Genomic DNA, 16642 nt, shown 5'->3' with positions numbered 1-16642 from the left:
AGTCAGGAGTCAGGAGTCAGGAGTCAGGAGTTATTTATTTTGGATTTTGGATTTTGGATTTTGGATTGTTTTTGTTAACTCCAATCTAAAATCTAAAATCTAAAATCTAAAATTTTTTTCCCCAGTCACCAATCACCAATCACCAATCACCAATCACCAATCACCAATCACCAGTCACCATTCCCTATAATTAAAAATCATCATCAAAATCTCGATCGCGCATCATTTTCGGATCTGGTGCAAAAGCTAACCACAAAGGGAATTGTAATAAGCCTAAACTAATTTGCTCCTCAGAATCATCAATGATAATTAACGGCATTTGATTAGATTTAACTAATCTATCTGCTTTTTGGGCTAAAGCGTTAGGTGATTCAAATAATACCACACCTCTGTCTGGTCCAAAATCAGGACGACCAATACCTAAACAATCTTGTAAACCCCGTCGCCATTCGCCCAAACGTTCGGGACTATTAGCTAAAATCAGAGTACGTAGGCGATCGCCTCCGGCACTACGCTCCGCGTAATCGCCATATAATTTATGTAAAATCGAAATTGCCGCTGAAGCAATCAAAATATTCTGCAAACGACTACCCATCGTCCGCAGCGCACCCCGTCCTCCTAAGGTAAAAAACCAGTTAGATACTCTTTCAGCGTGAACAGGTTCAAAAGTGCGCCTTAACTGCCATGCAGGACCATAATAATCTGGTTGGTTGCGATATTGATCAATTAAACGGCGAATTTGTTTTGTTGTATCTTGAAACTGTTGTTGGGCAAATTGCAAAGTCTGAGACTGTTCTTCAACAGGTTTGGATTCTTTTTTCGCCTCTTTTATGGCTGGTTTTTCTCTTTCTTTTTCCCTCACAGCCGGCACAAGTTGCAATTGTTCCGCTGCGGCTGCCAAATCTTGTAAACTACCTGTGAGATAATCTTTAAAACCCTGTACCCGAATAGCCAAATCTTGAGACGTACCTGCAAAAGTCGTTCGCATTTCATTTCTAATGCGTTCTTGTCGTCGTTCTAGCTGTTCTACAGAAATTTGCAATGCCTGTTTACGTTGTTCTAACAATGAAAGGGACTCTTGCACCATTTTCGAGAGTGCTGTTTGAGTTTCGCTAACCTGTCCCTGAAGGGTTTTGTAAGTAATTTGCAGTTGAGATATTTCTGCTTTGAGTGCGGCTTCGGTTTCCTGCAACTCAGCTACTCGTTGCCCTGCTACTGCATATAGTGAATTAAATTCTGATTCTGATTCCAGGAATTTATTATCTATTTTTTCTACTGTTTCTACTGTTTCTACTGTTTCTACTGTTTTTGACGTTTGTGTTTCTGTGTTCATCATTGCAGACTCTACATCAACTTCCTTTGCTGATGGTTGTGCTGGAGTTGATGTTTCTGTCTCTAATGGTGAATCATCCGATAAATTTGCTGATATTTCCGCCTGTTTTTCATCTGTGGAAATTTCATGCGGCGTTTCTTCCCACCAGTCATCTATCGGTTTTGGAGTTTGGGATTCCTCTGGGTTCATAAATAGGATTGTAATTATTAACGCGACTAAATTATAGCCGTAGTACGGGCGTTTTTCGGGCAACCACGGGGGGTTTGCCCCTACGGACTTCTGACTCCTGCTATAGTTATCAGTTATCAGTCTACCAACCGTTGACTGTTCATATTCTGGGACAACGTTCTTCTAAGCAAGATTTTAAGGTCTTGGGGTCAAATAAAATCGGTAAAAAGTGAATGCTGTTGATTTCTTTAAAGTAAAACAAAATGGGAACTCTATCCCAAAAAATCCGCCAGTTTTGCCATTCTCGGTAAGGAAAACGCCGAATTAACTTTTCACCCCGGTAAAGATCAAAATCAGTAGCAGTAAATTGAAATCGCAAGGTTACAGCTTGCAACATTAAAAATAATCCTAGCAGTGCGATCGCTCCTCCAACCCAAGGTTGCAACAGCAGTAGGGGAATAGAACCAAGCACCAACACAATAGGGATATTGTAACTTGGCTTGAGTTCCACCGTAGATAGGGCGTTAGGTACTGATGAAGTAGTCATAATTTTAGGGAATAGGGAATAGGGAATAGGGAATAGGGAATAGGGAATAGGGAATAGGGAATACGGAATACGGAATAGGGAATAGGGAATAGGGAATACGGAATCAGGGGAGATAGGGAGGTTGCTAACCCAATCACCAATCACCAATCACCAATCACCAATCACTAGTCATCATCAGAGTCCAGGAGTGAATCCCCCACCTGTTCCCTGAAACATTAACCATGATAGAAAAAAGTTGCTAATAAAAATAATCAGCAGGGCGGTAACAACGGCAGTTGTGGTTGATTGTCCCACACCTTTCGCTCCTCCTGTGGTGGTTAAACCCCAACTGCAACCAATAATAGCAATTAAAACGCCAAAGCAGCCTGCTTTAATCATGGCGCTAACGATGTCCCAAATATCCAAGAAGTTACGGGCTGAGTCTAAAAATACTGTATCTGAGAGGTTGTAAATATTGATGGCAACTATTAGTCCCCCACCCATGCCAGTAACTAAGGATAACAAGGTTAAGATAGGCAGCATTAATAAACAAGCCAGGATACGAGGAATAACTAAATAATCAATGGGGTCTGTTTTTAACATCAACAGGGCATCTATTTGTTCTGTAACCCGCATTGTGCCAATTTCAGCGGCAAATGCAGAACCAACTCGCCCGGCTAAAATCACTGCTGTTAGCACTGGTGTCAGTTCTCTGGTTAAGGCTACTGCTAATACTCCCCCAACTAAGTTTCCTGCGCCAAAGTTGATAAACTCCCGTGCTACCTGTATTGTAAATACTGCACCTACAAAAACGGCCGTCAATAAGGCGATAAACAGGGAATCTGGACCGACGGCGGCTAGTTGTTCTAAGGTATTACGGCGATGGATTTTGCCTTTCATCAGGTGAACTATCACTTGTCCACCTAAAAAAATCGCTGCTAGTAATCGCTGGGTCCATGCACCTAAACCGGATTTGGATATAGTCTGGCTCAATGTTTTCTATCTAACTCAGTGAATGCTTTAAGAATAGCGAAAGTTATTGGTTTTTTGTCATTAGTCATTAGTCATTAGTCATTAGTTATTTTTCCCAATCCCCAGTCCCCAATCCCCAAACATTAACTTAGTTTAAAGATTCTCTCAGAAAATAAAGCTGCTTATTTTGCTTGATTAAATATGTTACGACGTTGTTAAACGCCAAAAATCTTGATATATCAGGTATTTTACCCTTTGGAAGCCATCAACATAGCCTCATCACTTGAGGGTTATATTAACTTTTCTTTTAATGAAAACTTAAGATTTTTGACAAATTAACTTTTCAGGAGCGATCGCACGTATTGTAGAAATTAACGTACTGCTTCTTGGCTATCATTCACCTTACTCTTGGAGATTGCCTGATTATGAATCTTTTTACCAACTTTCTCCGATCTTTCTTGCTTACTACTGTTTTCAGTTTTATTGCTCCGATATTCTTGGTGGGCGGTATATTAATCTGTTTATGCCTTTTTGGCTTTGTCCCCGGTTTGCAAGGACTAACTGAAGAAGTACCCGCTCAGATTTTGCATTTTCTGGCTACTTTTGGTACTGGTAGTCCTATCAATGGCTTATTTGTTATCAGTCTTACTTTCGGTTTTGTGGGTGGGCTTTTTGATATCTATGCTTATTATCGGTATCAAATACTGCGTATTGATTCCTAAGTAACTCAGAAAGTTAGATAACGTCTCTCTTTGATTTAATGACAATTAACAACTAAATTAACTTTCTTATAAACAAATCTGCTGCTATCCCTGACTTTAACTATTTTTTGGCATAGCTCAGTTATTGCTGTGATTTTTTGTAAGTAAGGTTTTTTAGTCATTAGTCGCTTGTGACTAATAACTCTGCATTATGCTGTTAAATTGTGCTGTAAAAAAATATAGATGTATGAGCAACTGTATAATTGCTGTACTGTTACCAACTTAGATTGTGTTTTGGAAATGGTGATTTTTGACAATCACGCAACAAACCAGTACAGAGTTTGGTTGAGAATGGAACATTTAAAGAAATATTCCTTTATTAAGAAATATAGCAAACAACACTATAAACCAAATCTAAAAATTTCCTTAAAATTTAAATAGCTTCATACTTGCTGGTTTAATCTTCTGAAAAGAGTCGAAGAGGTCATCTGACCGCTGGACAATTTATATTAAATCTATTAACTGATTAGATTACTCATGATCTGGCCGTTTAAACCCAAGTTTCGTAAACAAATTGCTCGGATTGAAATAACTGGTGCGATCGCCAGTGCTACCCGCAAACGAGTGTTAGAAGCCCTAAAAACAGTAGAAGAGAAAAAATTTCCCGCTTTACTGCTGCGTATTGATAGCCCTGGGGGTACTGTAGGAGATTCCCAAGAAATATACAGCGCCTTGAAGCGATTGAGCAAAAAAACCAAAATTGTAGCGAGTTTTGGCAATATATCGGCTTCTGGAGGCGTTTATATTGGCATGGGAGCGGAACACATTATGGCTAACCCAGGCACAATTACAGGTAGTATCGGCGTGATTTTACGGGGAAACAACTTAGAACGTCTGTTAGAAAAAGTAGGTGTTTCCTTTAAGGTGATCAAGTCTGGACCTTATAAAGATATATTATCTTTTGACAGGGAACTGACAGAACCAGAAGAAAACATCCTGCAAGAATTGATAGATGTCAGCTATCAGCAGTTTGTAGAGACAGTAGCACAGGCTCGTTCCTTGGAGGTAGAAACAGTTAAAAATTTCGCTGATGGGCGCATTTTCACCGGAGAACAAGCCTTAGAATTAGGGGTTGTAGACCGTTTGGGAACAGAAGAAGATGCACGACGCTGGACAGCGGAATTAGTCGGACTTGATCCAGAAAAAACTCCTTGTTATACGCTAGAAGAACGTAAACCATTATTGAGTCGAGTTCTACCAGGTAGTAGTCAGTCGAAATCACAAATTGCGGCTGGAATTGATTGGCTGGAATTTGAAATGTCTACAAGTGGTTTACCCTTGTGGTTATATAGACCGTAGATTAATTGTCAATAGTCACTAGTTACCAGTCTGTGTACTGATGACTAATGACTAGTGACTAATAACTCATGACTAATTCAGGAGGACTTTGGAAGTGGAATGGCAAATGCGGGCAATTCGTGGTGCAACAACCGTTGCCGAAAATAGCGTAGAAGCAATTACAGAAGCGGTGACAGAATTAATTAATGAACTGGAACGACGGAATAAACTAGAACCAACAGAAATTTTAAGTGTTACTTTTTCTGTCACCCGTGACTTAGATGCTATTTTCCCAGCAGCGATCGCCCGCCGTCGTCCTTTATGGGATAGTGTAGCTATGTTGGATGTCCAACAAATGCACGTCGAAGGCAGTTTACAGCGTTGTATCCGCTTTTTAATTCACGCCTATTTGCCAACTTCCGCCCCCGTTCACCACATTTATTTGCGTCAAGCGGCTAAATTGCGTCCAGATTGGGGTTTACCGCAAACTTTACAAACTTCTCAGCACCCGCTAGAAACTAAAGTTTAAAATATAGCAGAATTTAGGAGTCAGGAGTCAGGAGATCAAGGAGTCAGGAGTCAGGAGTCAGGAGTCAGGAGTCAGGAGTCAGGAGTCAGGAGTCAGGAGTCAGGAGTAAAATTCACTTGATATCACAACAGACAAGTCGCTTAGGACATAACTTGATGATCAAACCTACATACCTAAAGACTTTTCACACTGTCACCTGTCACCTGTTTCCTGTAACTTGCCATATATGAATAATTTAACAATCAAAATTGAAAAGTTATTAGATACTGATTTTGAGGAACTGATCAAAGTTAGTCGAGAAATTTGGTGTAGTCACTATCCCGGCGTTATCAGTATTGAACAAATAGAGTATATGTTAGATAAAATGTATGCTCTTGAAATAATTGAAAAAGAAATTTATCAGCTAGGAATATTTTATGATAAAGTCGTTAAAGATAATCAAATAGTTGGTTATTTATCTTATGGTGCGGAAGTAAAAGATAATCTTAATCATATTAATTGTTTGAAATTACATAAATGTTATTTATTACCTGCACTGCATGGGTTTGGTTATGGACAAATAATGTTATCTCATGTTTGTCAAAAAGCTAAAGATATGAATTTGCAGAAAATTATACTCAATGTTAATAAAAGGAATGTAAAAGGAATTAAAGCTTATACTCGATTTGGGTTTAAGATTATTGAGAGTAAAGTAATAGATTTTGGTGGTGGGTTTGTGATGGATGATTATATTATGGGTTATGATATTTAAGAGATAGGAAATAACCAATATAGCGTTTCCCAGTCTCATGAGGTACATCCTAATTTATTTACTGTTCCCAATTCCCAATTCCCAATTCCCTAAGATAAAAAACTCTGTACCTCACTAGCTTGGTAAATGCTATAATTCAGAGGATGTTTTTATAAAATACAACTATTGGTTGCATTGTCTATCCTCATGCACCAAATCATCTATAAATGATTCACGTTCATCTTCTGACATAGTATCCCAATTTAAACCTCGTTCAGTACACAAGCTGCGGAGTTGGTTTTCAGCATACTCCATCCGCAACTCACGCTCATTTTCACTATCCTTAGCTAGTTCTAACAATACTACCCGTTTACTTTCTGGGGGTAGCTGTTTAACTAATTCAATTAGTTGTTGATCGCTTAATGTCAGATTTGGCATAATCATTACCTCCTTTTATATTTTACACAAATAAAGTGGGTTGTAGTTATATTTTAGTAGAGTGTGTTAGTGACAGTGTAACGCAACGAAAATAAATGATGTGTAATTATGGAGATGGTTTTTTAATCACCATAGTACCAGCTAAGATATCATGTAAAGAACGATGCTTTTCATGAAAGAGGACAAAAATTAAATCTAGTAAACCAAAAGTAAATAAAGTCAACAAGAGTTTAACTATAAATCTCCAAGTAGCACGCCAAAAAGAAATCTGACTACCCTTTGTATTAGTAACAACTATTTGAAATATTCTTTTTCCAAAAGTTGATTGTTTACCAGAACTTTCAAATAATACAAAATAAAGCCAATTAAAGATGATAGAACCACCCAAAAATATAGTTGCTGCAAGTTTTAAACAAATATCATAGTATCCACAGGTGTGACCTATAATATATGCTACTTGGTATAGAATAAAACCAATCAAAATAGAAATTACTAAATCAATGACAGAAGATATAATGCGCCTCCAAAATGGATATGTATAAGAAGTTGCTACTTGATTAACTGCTCCAGATGTAGATGCTACGGTTTGAACATTAGCAACAGAATTAGAAGATTGACTAGAAGAATTAGAGGTTTGAAATGCCGGTGAAGAAGTGTCAAAATCGGATAATTTTTGCAAAATCTCTTGAGTATCTTGCGGACGATTTCCCGGAAACGGAGATATTAAATAATCAATTAAATCTAACAACTTTTCTGAAATACCTGTGGCATCATCTTGCCAAATCAACTTTCCATTCCTTGCATCTTCATGAAAATGATCAGGAGATTTACCAGTTAACAAATAAACAAAAGTTCGCCCCAAAGCAAAAAAATCTGACTGCGGTACAGCTTTACCATTTACTTGTTCCAATGGTGTATAACCTGCGGAAATAATTCCTGTAACTTGCTGTCCTGCGACTTTCTGCATGAAAGTTTGTGTAACTTCCCGTGCTGTCCCAAAATCAATTAATACTAACTGCCCATTGGGGCGTAACATAATATTAGGTGGTTTAATATCTCGATGAAAATAATTTTGTTGATGGACCTGTTGTAAAATTTCAACTATCTGTTTCAACCATCTTACAGCAGCACGTTCACCGATGGGTTGATGGTTACGTTGAATCATGTATTGTTCTAAGTTCATTCCCTCAATTTTTTCCATCACCAAACAATGCAGGGGTTCTTTAGCATCTCTAGGAGAATAAATAAAGTAACCATCTGATTCAACTTTAGGAATACCGGGATGGTTGAGTCGTTTTAAAACTTCCGCTTCTTGCTGAAATAGTTCCACCGCTTTAGGATCTGTGTTAAACAGAACCTTGAGGACTTTTTGAGTCCCGGAGTCATCCACCTCATAAGTTGTAGCAAAACCACCACCCCCTAAAGGACGAAGAACTCGATAACACCCCTCTAAAAGTAACTCAGAACCGCACGCTTGACAAAATAATGATTGTTTGGGGTTTTGCGGTTTGGGACAGCTAGGATTGATACAGTAACTCATGCACTGCTACAGGATAGGTTTTTGATACTCATTAATTATAAGCATATAGCAATCCTATCTGATGTGTAAACTATTATTTCAATTCCTATAATATTTCCAACTTCGTCATAGTCTAAAATGATTCCTGGTTTTTCTTCATCACTTTCTTCAATTTCTGCATTACTAAAGATAATCCTTAAAACGTCAACTTCTGAGTCATAAGTAATTTTCATGATTCGCTCCAGTATTTCTCAATTTTGCTAGTTCTGTAAGAAGCTTCTAAGCTATCATTAATCTCTTTAGTAGCTATTTTCTGTTATTGTCTACTTATTGAGTTGGGCGGAAATAATTCATAAAAGTTTATTAATGCTCTCGATAAACATTGTAAATTTGGATTTTAATTTAAGATTACTTTTTACCACCCATAAAAATAAATATACTGTAGCGACTATGCCAAAACGCATACTTGTAGAAGTAAATAGTTGGTTTAAGAGAGATAGAATTGTCCGTAATTTAGAACTTTTTCAAGATGTTATTGTTATTTCTCTTTGCGTAGGTTTATTTTGTGTGATGCTCATCAGATTAGGAGATATGTTTATCTCCTTTTTGCATCCATTAGATTTGCGGGAAGTAACATCTGATATTTTGTTTATCTTGATACTTGTGGAATTATTTAGGCTTTTGGTTGATTATCTGCAAGAACATAGTATTTCTGTAGGTGCTGCGGTAGAAATTACTATTGTTTCTGCGTTAAGAGAAATTATTTTACGTGGTGTGTTAGAAATTCCCCGTGACCAAATTTTTGGAATTTCTGTATTTTTGTTGGTACTAGCAGGAATTTTTATTGCTAGTCCTTGGATAAATAAGTTATTTGGAAACGTCAACATTAGTGAGAGAATTAGTGAAGATTAAGGATTTTATTGACTTGAAATAATTAGGGCGGGCAAGATGCCCACCCCACAAGATTTGATTGAAATATGCAAATTTAATATTTAATCAGCCATTTTGTAACCAAATTGTTCAAATAGCTTTCTTGCAGGTTGACTAAATAAAAAATTCACAAATTCATTAGCAGCAGCAATATTTTTACTATCTTTCAGAATAGCTACCGGATAAATTAAAGGGGTATAAGTGTTTTCTGGTGGAATAACGGCAATCTTTACTTTGTTAGATTGTTTGGCGTTACTGTCATGGGTAATACCTGCATCAACTGTTCCATTTTCCACATAAAAAAGAACTTGTGGACCATCTCTAGTATAGAGAAGTTTAGGTTTTACTTGTTCAGAAATACGGAAGTAATTAAAAAGTTCTTGGGCAGATTTACCCACAGGTACGCTTCTGGGTTCACCGACAGCAATTTTTTTCACAGTCGGCTTTGTTAGGTCTTGAAAACTCTTAATTGCTGTGGAATCTTTCGGTACAATTAAAGCTATGGAATTTTTGAGTAAATTCCTACGACTTTTTTCTAAAATAAACCCTTTATTTTGTAAAGTAGTCAAATGTTCAGCAGATGCTGAAATAAAAACATCAATTTTTGCTCCTTGTTCAATTTGTCTAGCTAAAGCACCAGAGGAAGCATAGTTATAAGTAATATTTAATTTTGACTGCCTCTGATTATATGCTTGCTTAACTTTTTCTAACACTGGTTTTAAACCCGCACCAGCAGAAACTATTAAATTTACTTTCTCTGGTTGCTGGGCTGTAACTGGAGATAGGTTTGTGATTTGACTAAAGGCAATAGCTATTACTATTGTGATAGTCATTAAACCAAAATAGAGAAAATTTCTAAATCGGGAATGTGGGTTGTAAAACATTATTTGTTTGCTGTGATGTAAATTTTCAATTCGATTAATTTCACTTACTGTTATTCCTGCATACTTGAAAAGTATAGGAATCAAAAATGCAGGAATTTAATTTCAGCAATAATTAAGGCAGAATAAACCCATACTTTCTAAATACAGCTTTAGCTTTATCACTAGCTAAAAACTGAGAAAAATTCTTAGCTGTATCAACGTTTTTACTGCGTTTGAGTATGGCTAAGGGATAAATAATTTCAGAGTGATATTTTTCGTCAGCCGCAACTACAACTTTGACTTTATTAGATATTTTCGCATCGGTAGAATACACTAAACCTGCTTCCGCATTTCCACTTTCTACAGATGCTAAAACTTGACGCACGTTATTAGCATAGACCAGTTTTGATTTGATCTGATCCCAAATTTTTAATTTCTGTAATACTTGTTGTGCATATTGCCCCGCAGGTACGCTTCTCGGTTCACCAATAGCAATCTTTTTAACTTTTGCATCTTTGAGATTGTAAAAACTACGAATACCAGAAACATTCTTTGGTACAATTAAAACTAGGCGATTTTTAGCAATGACGGTACGACTACCAGGAACTAAAAGATTTTTTTGTTCTAAAGCATCTACCTGTCTTTTTGCCGCAGATATAAAAACATCCACTGGCGCACCTTGTTCTATTTGTTGCTGTAAAGCACCAGAACTACCAAAGTTATAAGTAATGTTGACGTTTGGTTGACTTTGTTGGTACAGAGGTTTAATTTCTTCCAATACATCTTTCATGCTTGCAGCCGCAGATACAAGCAAGCTGGTATTGGACTGCGCTACAACAGGGGTGGAAGTGAGGGTTGGTATGCTAATTGCTATCAGCATTGTGCTTAATGCTGTAGCAATTGATATCATCAATCGTCTTCTTTTTACGGAGAAAAGGGTTTTTGCAAAATTGATATTCATAATAATTGATACTCAGTAGGATATTGGCAATTTTACCAAATTTTTACCATTTAAGTTGGTAAATATTTACATATCTATATTCTATTTTTTGTATACTACAATACTTTTTTCCCTTTAAGGTTGGTATAAGGTGTTTATACCAACTTAGTTGGTTAAGCAAAAAATACCCCAATGTTAATACTTTTATAGTTTTTCTACTGACACAAACAAAAGTAATGAATATGTCACATGATAAAGATTTTTTAATTAGGGTTTGCTGAATAAACCTAAAACCTTGATATATCAAAGGTTAGAGGCTGATAAACACAGAAATTAGTGCAAGGGTTTGGAAGGGTATACCGGAAAAAGTGTGCATTTTTTGGGATTTCAAGAGATGGCAAAGAAATTTTCAAATCTTCTCCTGACTCCTGACTCCTGACTCCTGACTCCTGACTCCTATGCCCTCACGGAAAGACTTTCTCAGCAACCCCTAATTACCTTACATGAGTTTCTTTATCCTATTAATAGGTATTACGGTCAGTTCAAACCAGAGTACATAACTTTTAATGCCAATTTACAAGAATTTTCCCAGCGAGTGAACTATATATGTAATTTACAGACTAACGGCAAGCTTTCTCCAGAGGATGCTTACACTCAAATTCAAAGGCTATGGAAGCAGTTAAAACTTTCTAAAAAGCAGCTAAATCTTTAAACAACAAATGATTTTTTGGGTTGAATATTGCGATGAATATTGCAATTTAAACTTTAACTTTTACAACTAAATATCTAATTATTTTATTACTTCCAACGGGTAAATGCTGCGGTATTTATCACGGATACAGGTGTGAACTTTTATTTAAGTTGGTATAGCAAGTTTACCAACCAATTTGGTAAAATTTTTTGATTTTCATGTGTGAGGTATATGTCTAGTTTTGTACAAAATTCCTTTTGGATAGCTCCTTTACTGGTTGCGGGAAGTACAATGGGTGTGATGGCTCAAACTCCGACTCCAGAAACAGAAAATACTTTAGAGCAGGTAACATCAGTTTCCCAACTTGCTGATGTGCAACCTACAGACTGGGCTTTTCAAGCTTTGCAATCTTTAGTAGAGAGATATGGTTGTATTGCTGGATACCCTAACAGTACCTTCCGGGGTAATCGAGCTATGACTCGCTATGAGTTTGCTGCTGGTTTAAATGCTTGTCTGAACAGGGTTCAAGAATTAATTGCCACAAGTACGGCTGATGCTGTGAAAAAGGAAGATTTAGAAACTCTGCAAAAATTACAACAAGAATATGCTGATGGATTAGTAGAATTGCGGGGAAGATTGGATGGTTTAGAAAGTCGGACTGCGGTGTTAGAAAGTGAGCAATTTTCCACAACTACTAAATTAAGTGGTGATGTAATTTTCACAGTGGGTAGTGTATTTGGTGGAGATAGACCACTGAACTCTGACCAATGGCGCACAGGTGCAGCACGCAGCAGTTTACAAGATAATACCATCTTTTCTGATCGGGTGCGGTTAATTTTTGATACCAGTTTTAGTGGTAAAGACCGCTTACGACTCATATTAAAAGCTAACAATACTATTGCTTTTAACGGTGCTGTTTCTGGTACACAAATGACCCGTTTGGGTTGGGATACCACTGTTAATGCTAATAACACCGTAGAAGTTGGTAAATTGTTCTACAACTTTCCGGTAGGTGATAAAGTCAATGTGACTGTGGATGCTATTGGTGGTTCATTTTTTGACAATTTCAATACTGTTAACCCTTTATTGTCAGCCGCTACAACTGGTGCATTATCTCGGTTTGGTCGCTTTTCACCTATTTACCGTGCTAGTAATACTGGTTTAGCTAGTGGTAGAGGTGCTGGTGTAAGTGCGGTTTTTAAACTGAGTGATAAAATTACTTTTTCTGGTGGTTATTTAGCGAGAAATGCTGATAACCCGGATGAAAGTCGGGGTTTGTTTGATGGTACTTATGGTGCTTTAGCACAGTTAGCTTTCCAACCTAATCAAAATTTGACTTTGGCTTTAGCCTATGCCCATTCTTATTTTAGTGGTGCTGTGGCTGGAGATGTGAGTGTTTCTGGTGCGGAGGGTAGCGTTTTTGCTAATAGTCCTTTTGGTGGTGGTGTTGCTACTTCTGCTAATCATTATGGGTTACAAACGAGCTATCGTTTTAGTCCCCAATTTGTACTTTCTGGCTGGGTGGGTTATACTCAGGCGATCGCAGAAAATAATGCCACAAATGTCAACAGAGGGGATACAGCAGACATTTGGAACTGGGCGGTAACTTTAGGTTTACCCGATTTAGGTAAAAAAGGTAACTTGGCAGGAATTATTTTTGGTCAACCGCCAAAAGTCACCAGTAATGATTTTGGTCCAGCAGTTCCCACTGCAACCAGTCCCCGACGTTTAGATAGTGATACTTCCTACCATTTAGAGGCACTATACCGTTATCAAGTGAATAGTAATCTCTCCATTACTCCTGGTTTAATAGTGATTTTCAACCCAGAACATAACAGCAATAACGACACCATTTATACAGGAGTGATTCGCACCACATTCCGATTTTAAGTAAAGGTGACAGGTCAACATAATTAGGGTTTGCTGAAAAAGTTTTGTCGTGATGACAGGTGACAGGTGACAGTTTCAAGAGTTGGATGGGAACGATTTTTCCTTTGAGTAGGAATTAAATGCAAGGTTTTTAAGTTTCTACCTCGTAAAAGCTTGCACTTTTTTAACTTCCAGCAGGCTAAGACCCTTTACCTGTAATCTTTTCATCTTTATTCAGCAAGCCCTAATTAAACATAAAATGTTGAGGAGCTAGATCGCCGACTTCTCTGAGAAGTCGGGGATCTGGATAGACCTACTTATCAGTTATCAGGAGTTCAAGGAGTTAGAAATAGGACTTAGCAAAAACTCTCCCAAACTCCTATTCCTCTGTGTTCTCTGTGCTAGGAGTTGTTAATTCTTTTGTGACTTGTGCGTAAATCCTAGAGTTTTTTATTAGTATATAAGCATTATTTTTAACTTTTTTGCATCAACTACACAGAGATTATTATAAAATAGCAAGACTTACGCAAAATAGAACGAAAGTAGGGGTAATTCATGAGTAGGGGTAATTCATGAATTATCCCTACGCAAGAATCAGGTTTTTAGTACAATCTTGCGTAAGTCCTAAATCGTTACTAGACTATAATTTGCTAGATTTGAGATTTTTGTTAATTGCGATACCATAAACTACTAATTTTTCGATGAAATACGAGATAGTTTTTTAGATTTGGGAGTAGAAACTAAATCCAGTATCATCAAAAAATCTAAAATTCCGGTATGGTGTGAAAATCAACAGAGGAGTGAAATAATGGATTTACGCCAAGATGCCTTGCAAATCCTCAAAGAAACCAGTAGAACTTTTTATATACCCATCAGTATTTTACCGTCAGGATTGCAAGAAGCTGTAGCATCAGCTTACTTATGTATGCGTGCCATTGATGAAATTGAAGATCATCCAGAATTAAATAATGCTACCAAAGCGCATCTGTTACGCAACATTAGCCAAACATTGCAAACTGGGGTTGATGGTTTTGCGGTAGATGCTTTTGCTGTAGGATTCAAAGGTTACGAAAATTCTTTAGCAGAAGTGAGTCTACGGGTGAGAGAATGGTCAATACTAGCACCTGAAAGTATTGCCCCTCGCATTTGGGATGCAACAGCAGCAATGGCTGATAGGATGGCTTATTGGGCAGAAAGAAATTGGAAAATTGAAACTGAATCTGATTTAGATCGTTACACATTTGGGGTGGCAGGTGCGGTGGGCTTGTTACTCTCAGATTTATGGTCATGGTACGATGGCACAGAAACTAACCGTACTCAGGCGATCGCTTTTGGTAGAGGTTTACAAGCTGTAAATATTTTACGTAATAATGCTGAAGATTTAACCCGTGGTGTAGACTTTTTCCCAGAAGGTTGGCATCACGAACATCTACAAAAATATGCTCGTCGTAATCTGTCCTTAGCTGATAGTTATACTAACTCTCTCCCGCCAGGACCTGCTTTGCAGTTCTGTCAAATTCCTTTGGCTTTAGCTCACGGTACACTGGAGGCGTTAGCCAATGGTAAAGAAAAACTCAGCCGTAGTGATGTTTATGCTTTGATTGAAAATTTCATTGATGTCAATGTCATAGCTGGTTAAATTGGCAGCATCCCAATTTTGAAAAAATAACCGCCGCTACACCAAAAACTCTCTGAAACCCTCTTACCTTTGTGTACTTTGTGTCCTTTGCGGTTCAATCAAAAAAAATAAACTTACACATTTGGGATGCTCCCGTTAAATTTAATCAACTTTTTATCAATTGATAATTGACAATTCTCAATTGTCAATTATTAAATAACACTTCCCGCACCAAAGCAGCCAACTTATCAGCACTATCGGGAGTTGCGATCGCTTTTGCTTTCTCTCCCATCTTGGCTAAATCTGCTGGAGATTGCAACAAATCTAAAACCTGCTGTTGCAAAATTTCTGGTGTCAACTCAGACTGCTGAAAACTCAACGCCGCACCAACTTCAGTAAACACCGCTGCATTAAAAGACTGATGATCTTCCGCTGCAAAAGGATAAGGAATTAAAATTGCTGGTGTACCACACACCGCCAACTCGGTTAAACTCCCCGCACCAGAACGACTAATAGCTAAATTAGCCCGTCGTAACAAAGCCGCCATATTATCGTAAAATGGTAATGATATATACTGGGGATGTTGTAAACTAGCCGCCTCTGGATCGCGATCGCCTGTTAAATGTACAATATAAGCACCAGCATCAAACCAAGCCGGAGCAGACTGGCGCACCAACTGATTCACCGCTACCGCACCTTGACTACCGCCAAAAACCACAATTAAAGGCGCACCATCAGGGATAGGTAAATCTAAATTTTCTGCAATTTCCTGAGCCAAAAATTGCGATCGCACAGGAGTACCCACACAGACAGTTTTAACACCAGGCGAATACTTAGCAGCCACATCAAAACCCACAGCCACCGCACTGCACCAAGGTCCAAAAAATCGTGTCACCTTACCAGGTAAAGCATTAGATTCATGAAAAACCACAGGTAAACCCAAAGAACGAGCCGCAATCACCGCAGGACCAGCAATATAACCGCCAGTAGTAAATAATCCGTGGAAATTTCCTTGTTTAAGAATGCGTCTCACCTGCAAAATTCCACCAATGAGTTTAAACAGGATACCCACAGAGGCAAGACTTAAACCTTGTTGAAACCCTTCCACAGCAATGGTATGCAAAGGATATTGGCTAGGTACAAGCTGAGTTTCCAGTCTATTGGGGACACCAAGCCATTCAATTTCATATTCTTGTAATTTATCAGCTAATGCGATCGCCGGAAACAAATGTCCACCAGTCCCACTAGCAGCTATGAGTAATTTTAACCGTGCGTTTGGCATTGAAACCTATATTTCCTAAAACCATCGAAATATATCATAGTTATGCAATTAATTTACCCGGAGTCATCCGAATTAACAAAACTGCAAAAACCTTGATTAGTTAGCATAGTGATAGCTGTCACCACTACTGACAACCATTTAACAATGAAACCGCCTTCCTTTTAACATATCCATTACAATCAAGGTAGCGCCAAA

General features: G+C 37.8%; 17 protein-coding genes. 8 read left to right on the top strand and 9 right to left on the bottom strand.

Annotated elements, in window-relative coordinates; all coding sequences use genetic code 11:
• Positions 1–190: 190 nt before the first annotated feature.
• The 3 genes from H6F47_RS17215 to H6F47_RS17205 form a co-directional block, all read right to left on the bottom strand.
• On the bottom strand, positions 191–1522 hold the full coding sequence (locus H6F47_RS17215; protein WP_190650198.1) for a DUF3086 domain-containing protein: 1332 nt from the start codon (positions 1520–1522) through the stop codon (positions 191–193).
• 139 nt (positions 1523–1661) lie between these two features.
• Positions 1662–2048 carry a DUF3119 family protein gene (locus H6F47_RS17210; protein WP_096567830.1) on the bottom strand — a complete coding sequence of 129 codons (387 nt, stop codon included), beginning with the start codon at positions 2046–2048 and terminating at the stop codon, positions 1662–1664.
• Between the two features lie 174 nt (positions 2049–2222).
• Positions 2223–3020, bottom strand: coding sequence for an MlaE family lipid ABC transporter permease subunit (locus H6F47_RS17205; RefSeq protein ID WP_137666594.1), 798 nt, complete (start codon positions 3018–3020; stop codon positions 2223–2225).
• A 404-nt stretch (positions 3021–3424) separates the two neighbouring features.
• On the opposite strand from H6F47_RS17205, the gene H6F47_RS17200 reads away from it, so the two are divergent.
• The 4 genes from H6F47_RS17200 (at position 3425) to H6F47_RS17185 (ending at position 6318) form a co-directional block, all read left to right on the top strand.
• Positions 3425–3721 carry a hypothetical protein gene (locus tag H6F47_RS17200; RefSeq protein WP_096567826.1) on the top strand — a complete coding sequence of 99 codons (297 nt, stop codon included), beginning with the start codon at positions 3425–3427 and terminating at the stop codon, positions 3719–3721.
• 516 nt (positions 3722–4237) lie between these two features.
• A complete protein-coding gene (gene sppA, locus H6F47_RS17195; protein WP_096567824.1) occupies positions 4238–5059 on the top strand; it encodes a signal peptide peptidase SppA in 822 nt (273 codons plus the stop codon).
• Positions 5060–5153: 94 nt separating this feature from the next.
• Positions 5154–5567, top strand: coding sequence for a chorismate mutase (gene aroH / locus H6F47_RS17190; protein WP_096567822.1), 414 nt, complete (start codon positions 5154–5156; stop codon positions 5565–5567).
• A gap of 226 nt (positions 5568–5793) precedes the next feature.
• Complete coding sequence (locus H6F47_RS17185; protein WP_137666592.1) at positions 5794–6318, top strand: GNAT family N-acetyltransferase; 525 nt, start codon at positions 5794–5796, stop codon at positions 6316–6318.
• A gap of 162 nt (positions 6319–6480) precedes the next feature.
• Here H6F47_RS17185 and H6F47_RS17180 read toward each other — a convergent pair whose 3' ends face one another.
• The 3 genes from H6F47_RS17180 to H6F47_RS17170 all read right to left on the bottom strand — a co-directional run bounded on the left by H6F47_RS17180 (position 6481) and on the right by H6F47_RS17170 (position 8487).
• Positions 6481–6735 (bottom strand): hypothetical protein, encoded by a 255-nt coding sequence (locus H6F47_RS17180; protein WP_190650196.1) that lies wholly within the window; start codon positions 6733–6735, stop codon positions 6481–6483.
• Between the two features lie 106 nt (positions 6736–6841).
• On the bottom strand, positions 6842–8275 hold the full coding sequence (locus H6F47_RS17175; protein WP_190650195.1) for an RDD family protein: 1434 nt from the start codon (positions 8273–8275) through the stop codon (positions 6842–6844).
• A gap of 35 nt (positions 8276–8310) precedes the next feature.
• Entirely contained in the window at positions 8311–8487 is a 177-nt protein-coding gene (locus H6F47_RS17170) for a DUF2283 domain-containing protein (protein ID WP_096567816.1), read from the bottom strand.
• 217 nt (positions 8488–8704) lie between these two features.
• On the opposite strand from H6F47_RS17170, the gene H6F47_RS17165 reads away from it, so the two are divergent.
• Positions 8705–9166, top strand: a complete 462-nt coding sequence (locus H6F47_RS17165) for a phosphate-starvation-inducible PsiE family protein (RefSeq protein WP_190348163.1) — start codon at positions 8705–8707, stop codon at positions 9164–9166.
• A gap of 80 nt (positions 9167–9246) precedes the next feature.
• Here the strand turns inward: H6F47_RS17165 and modA (H6F47_RS17160) are convergent, their stop codons facing one another.
• The gene (modA, locus tag H6F47_RS17160) at positions 9247–10017 is read right to left on the bottom strand and encodes a molybdate ABC transporter substrate-binding protein (protein ID WP_242027418.1); all 771 of its coding nucleotides are present in this window, start codon (positions 10015–10017) and stop codon (positions 9247–9249) included.
• A gap of 163 nt (positions 10018–10180) precedes the next feature.
• Entirely contained in the window at positions 10181–11008 is an 828-nt protein-coding gene (modA, locus tag H6F47_RS17155) for a molybdate ABC transporter substrate-binding protein (RefSeq protein WP_190348165.1), read from the bottom strand.
• Between the two features lie 472 nt (positions 11009–11480).
• On the opposite strand from modA (H6F47_RS17155), the gene H6F47_RS28010 reads away from it, so the two are divergent.
• The 3 genes from H6F47_RS28010 (at position 11481) to H6F47_RS17145 (ending at position 15186) form a co-directional block, all read left to right on the top strand.
• Complete coding sequence (locus H6F47_RS28010; RefSeq protein ID WP_347239092.1) at positions 11481–11699, top strand: hypothetical protein; 219 nt, start codon at positions 11481–11483, stop codon at positions 11697–11699.
• A 210-nt stretch (positions 11700–11909) separates the two neighbouring features.
• Positions 11910–13568, top strand: coding sequence for an iron uptake porin (locus H6F47_RS17150; RefSeq protein WP_137666589.1), 1659 nt, complete (start codon positions 11910–11912; stop codon positions 13566–13568).
• Between the two features lie 787 nt (positions 13569–14355).
• Positions 14356–15186: a phytoene/squalene synthase family protein gene (locus tag H6F47_RS17145; RefSeq protein WP_190650193.1), complete on the top strand. Its 831-nt coding sequence runs from the start codon at positions 14356–14358 to the stop codon at positions 15184–15186.
• Between the two features lie 184 nt (positions 15187–15370).
• Here the strand turns inward: H6F47_RS17145 and murG are convergent, their stop codons facing one another.
• Entirely contained in the window at positions 15371–16447 is a 1077-nt protein-coding gene (murG, locus tag H6F47_RS17140) for an undecaprenyldiphospho-muramoylpentapeptide beta-N-acetylglucosaminyltransferase (protein ID WP_137666587.1), read from the bottom strand.
• Positions 16448–16642 lie beyond the last annotated feature (195 nt).

The organism is Sphaerospermopsis sp. FACHB-1094, assembly GCF_014696195.1.
In the GTDB taxonomy this organism is placed as follows: Bacteria; Cyanobacteriota; Cyanobacteriia; order Cyanobacteriales; family Nostocaceae; genus Sphaerospermopsis; species Sphaerospermopsis kisseleviana.
Note: the sequence above shows the minus strand (reverse complement) of the source record. Positions and strands in the feature narration are given on the sequence as shown.

What these genes read in the sequence shown, in the direction of transcription:
- H6F47_RS17215 (WP_190650198.1), bottom strand. Translation starts at nt 1,522, where the DNA reads ATGAACCCAGAGGAATCCCAAACTCCAAAACCGATAGATGACTGGTGG.
- H6F47_RS17210 (WP_096567830.1), bottom strand. Translation starts at nt 2,048, where the DNA reads ATGACTACTTCATCAGTACCTAACGCCCTATCTACGGTGGAACTCAAG.
- H6F47_RS17200 (WP_096567826.1), top strand. Translation starts at nt 3,425, where the DNA reads ATGAATCTTTTTACCAACTTTCTCCGATCTTTCTTGCTTACTACTGTT.
- sppA (WP_096567824.1), top strand. Translation starts at nt 4,238, where the DNA reads ATGATCTGGCCGTTTAAACCCAAGTTTCGTAAACAAATTGCTCGGATT.
- H6F47_RS17185 (WP_137666592.1), top strand. Translation starts at nt 5,794, where the DNA reads ATGAATAATTTAACAATCAAAATTGAAAAGTTATTAGATACTGATTTT.
- H6F47_RS17180 (WP_190650196.1), bottom strand. Translation starts at nt 6,735, where the DNA reads ATGCCAAATCTGACATTAAGCGATCAACAACTAATTGAATTAGTTAAA.
- H6F47_RS17175 (WP_190650195.1), bottom strand. Translation starts at nt 8,275, where the DNA reads ATGAGTTACTGTATCAATCCTAGCTGTCCCAAACCGCAAAACCCCAAA.
- H6F47_RS17170 (WP_096567816.1), bottom strand. Translation starts at nt 8,487, where the DNA reads ATGAAAATTACTTATGACTCAGAAGTTGACGTTTTAAGGATTATCTTT.
- H6F47_RS17165 (WP_190348163.1), top strand. Translation starts at nt 8,705, where the DNA reads ATGCCAAAACGCATACTTGTAGAAGTAAATAGTTGGTTTAAGAGAGAT.
- modA (WP_242027418.1), bottom strand. Translation starts at nt 10,017, where the DNA reads ATGACTATCACAATAGTAATAGCTATTGCCTTTAGTCAAATCACAAAC.
- modA (WP_190348165.1), bottom strand. Translation starts at nt 11,008, where the DNA reads ATGAATATCAATTTTGCAAAAACCCTTTTCTCCGTAAAAAGAAGACGA.
- H6F47_RS17150 (WP_137666589.1), top strand. Translation starts at nt 11,910, where the DNA reads ATGTCTAGTTTTGTACAAAATTCCTTTTGGATAGCTCCTTTACTGGTT.
- H6F47_RS17145 (WP_190650193.1), top strand. Translation starts at nt 14,356, where the DNA reads ATGGATTTACGCCAAGATGCCTTGCAAATCCTCAAAGAAACCAGTAGA.
- murG (WP_137666587.1), bottom strand. Translation starts at nt 16,447, where the DNA reads ATGCCAAACGCACGGTTAAAATTACTCATAGCTGCTAGTGGGACTGGT.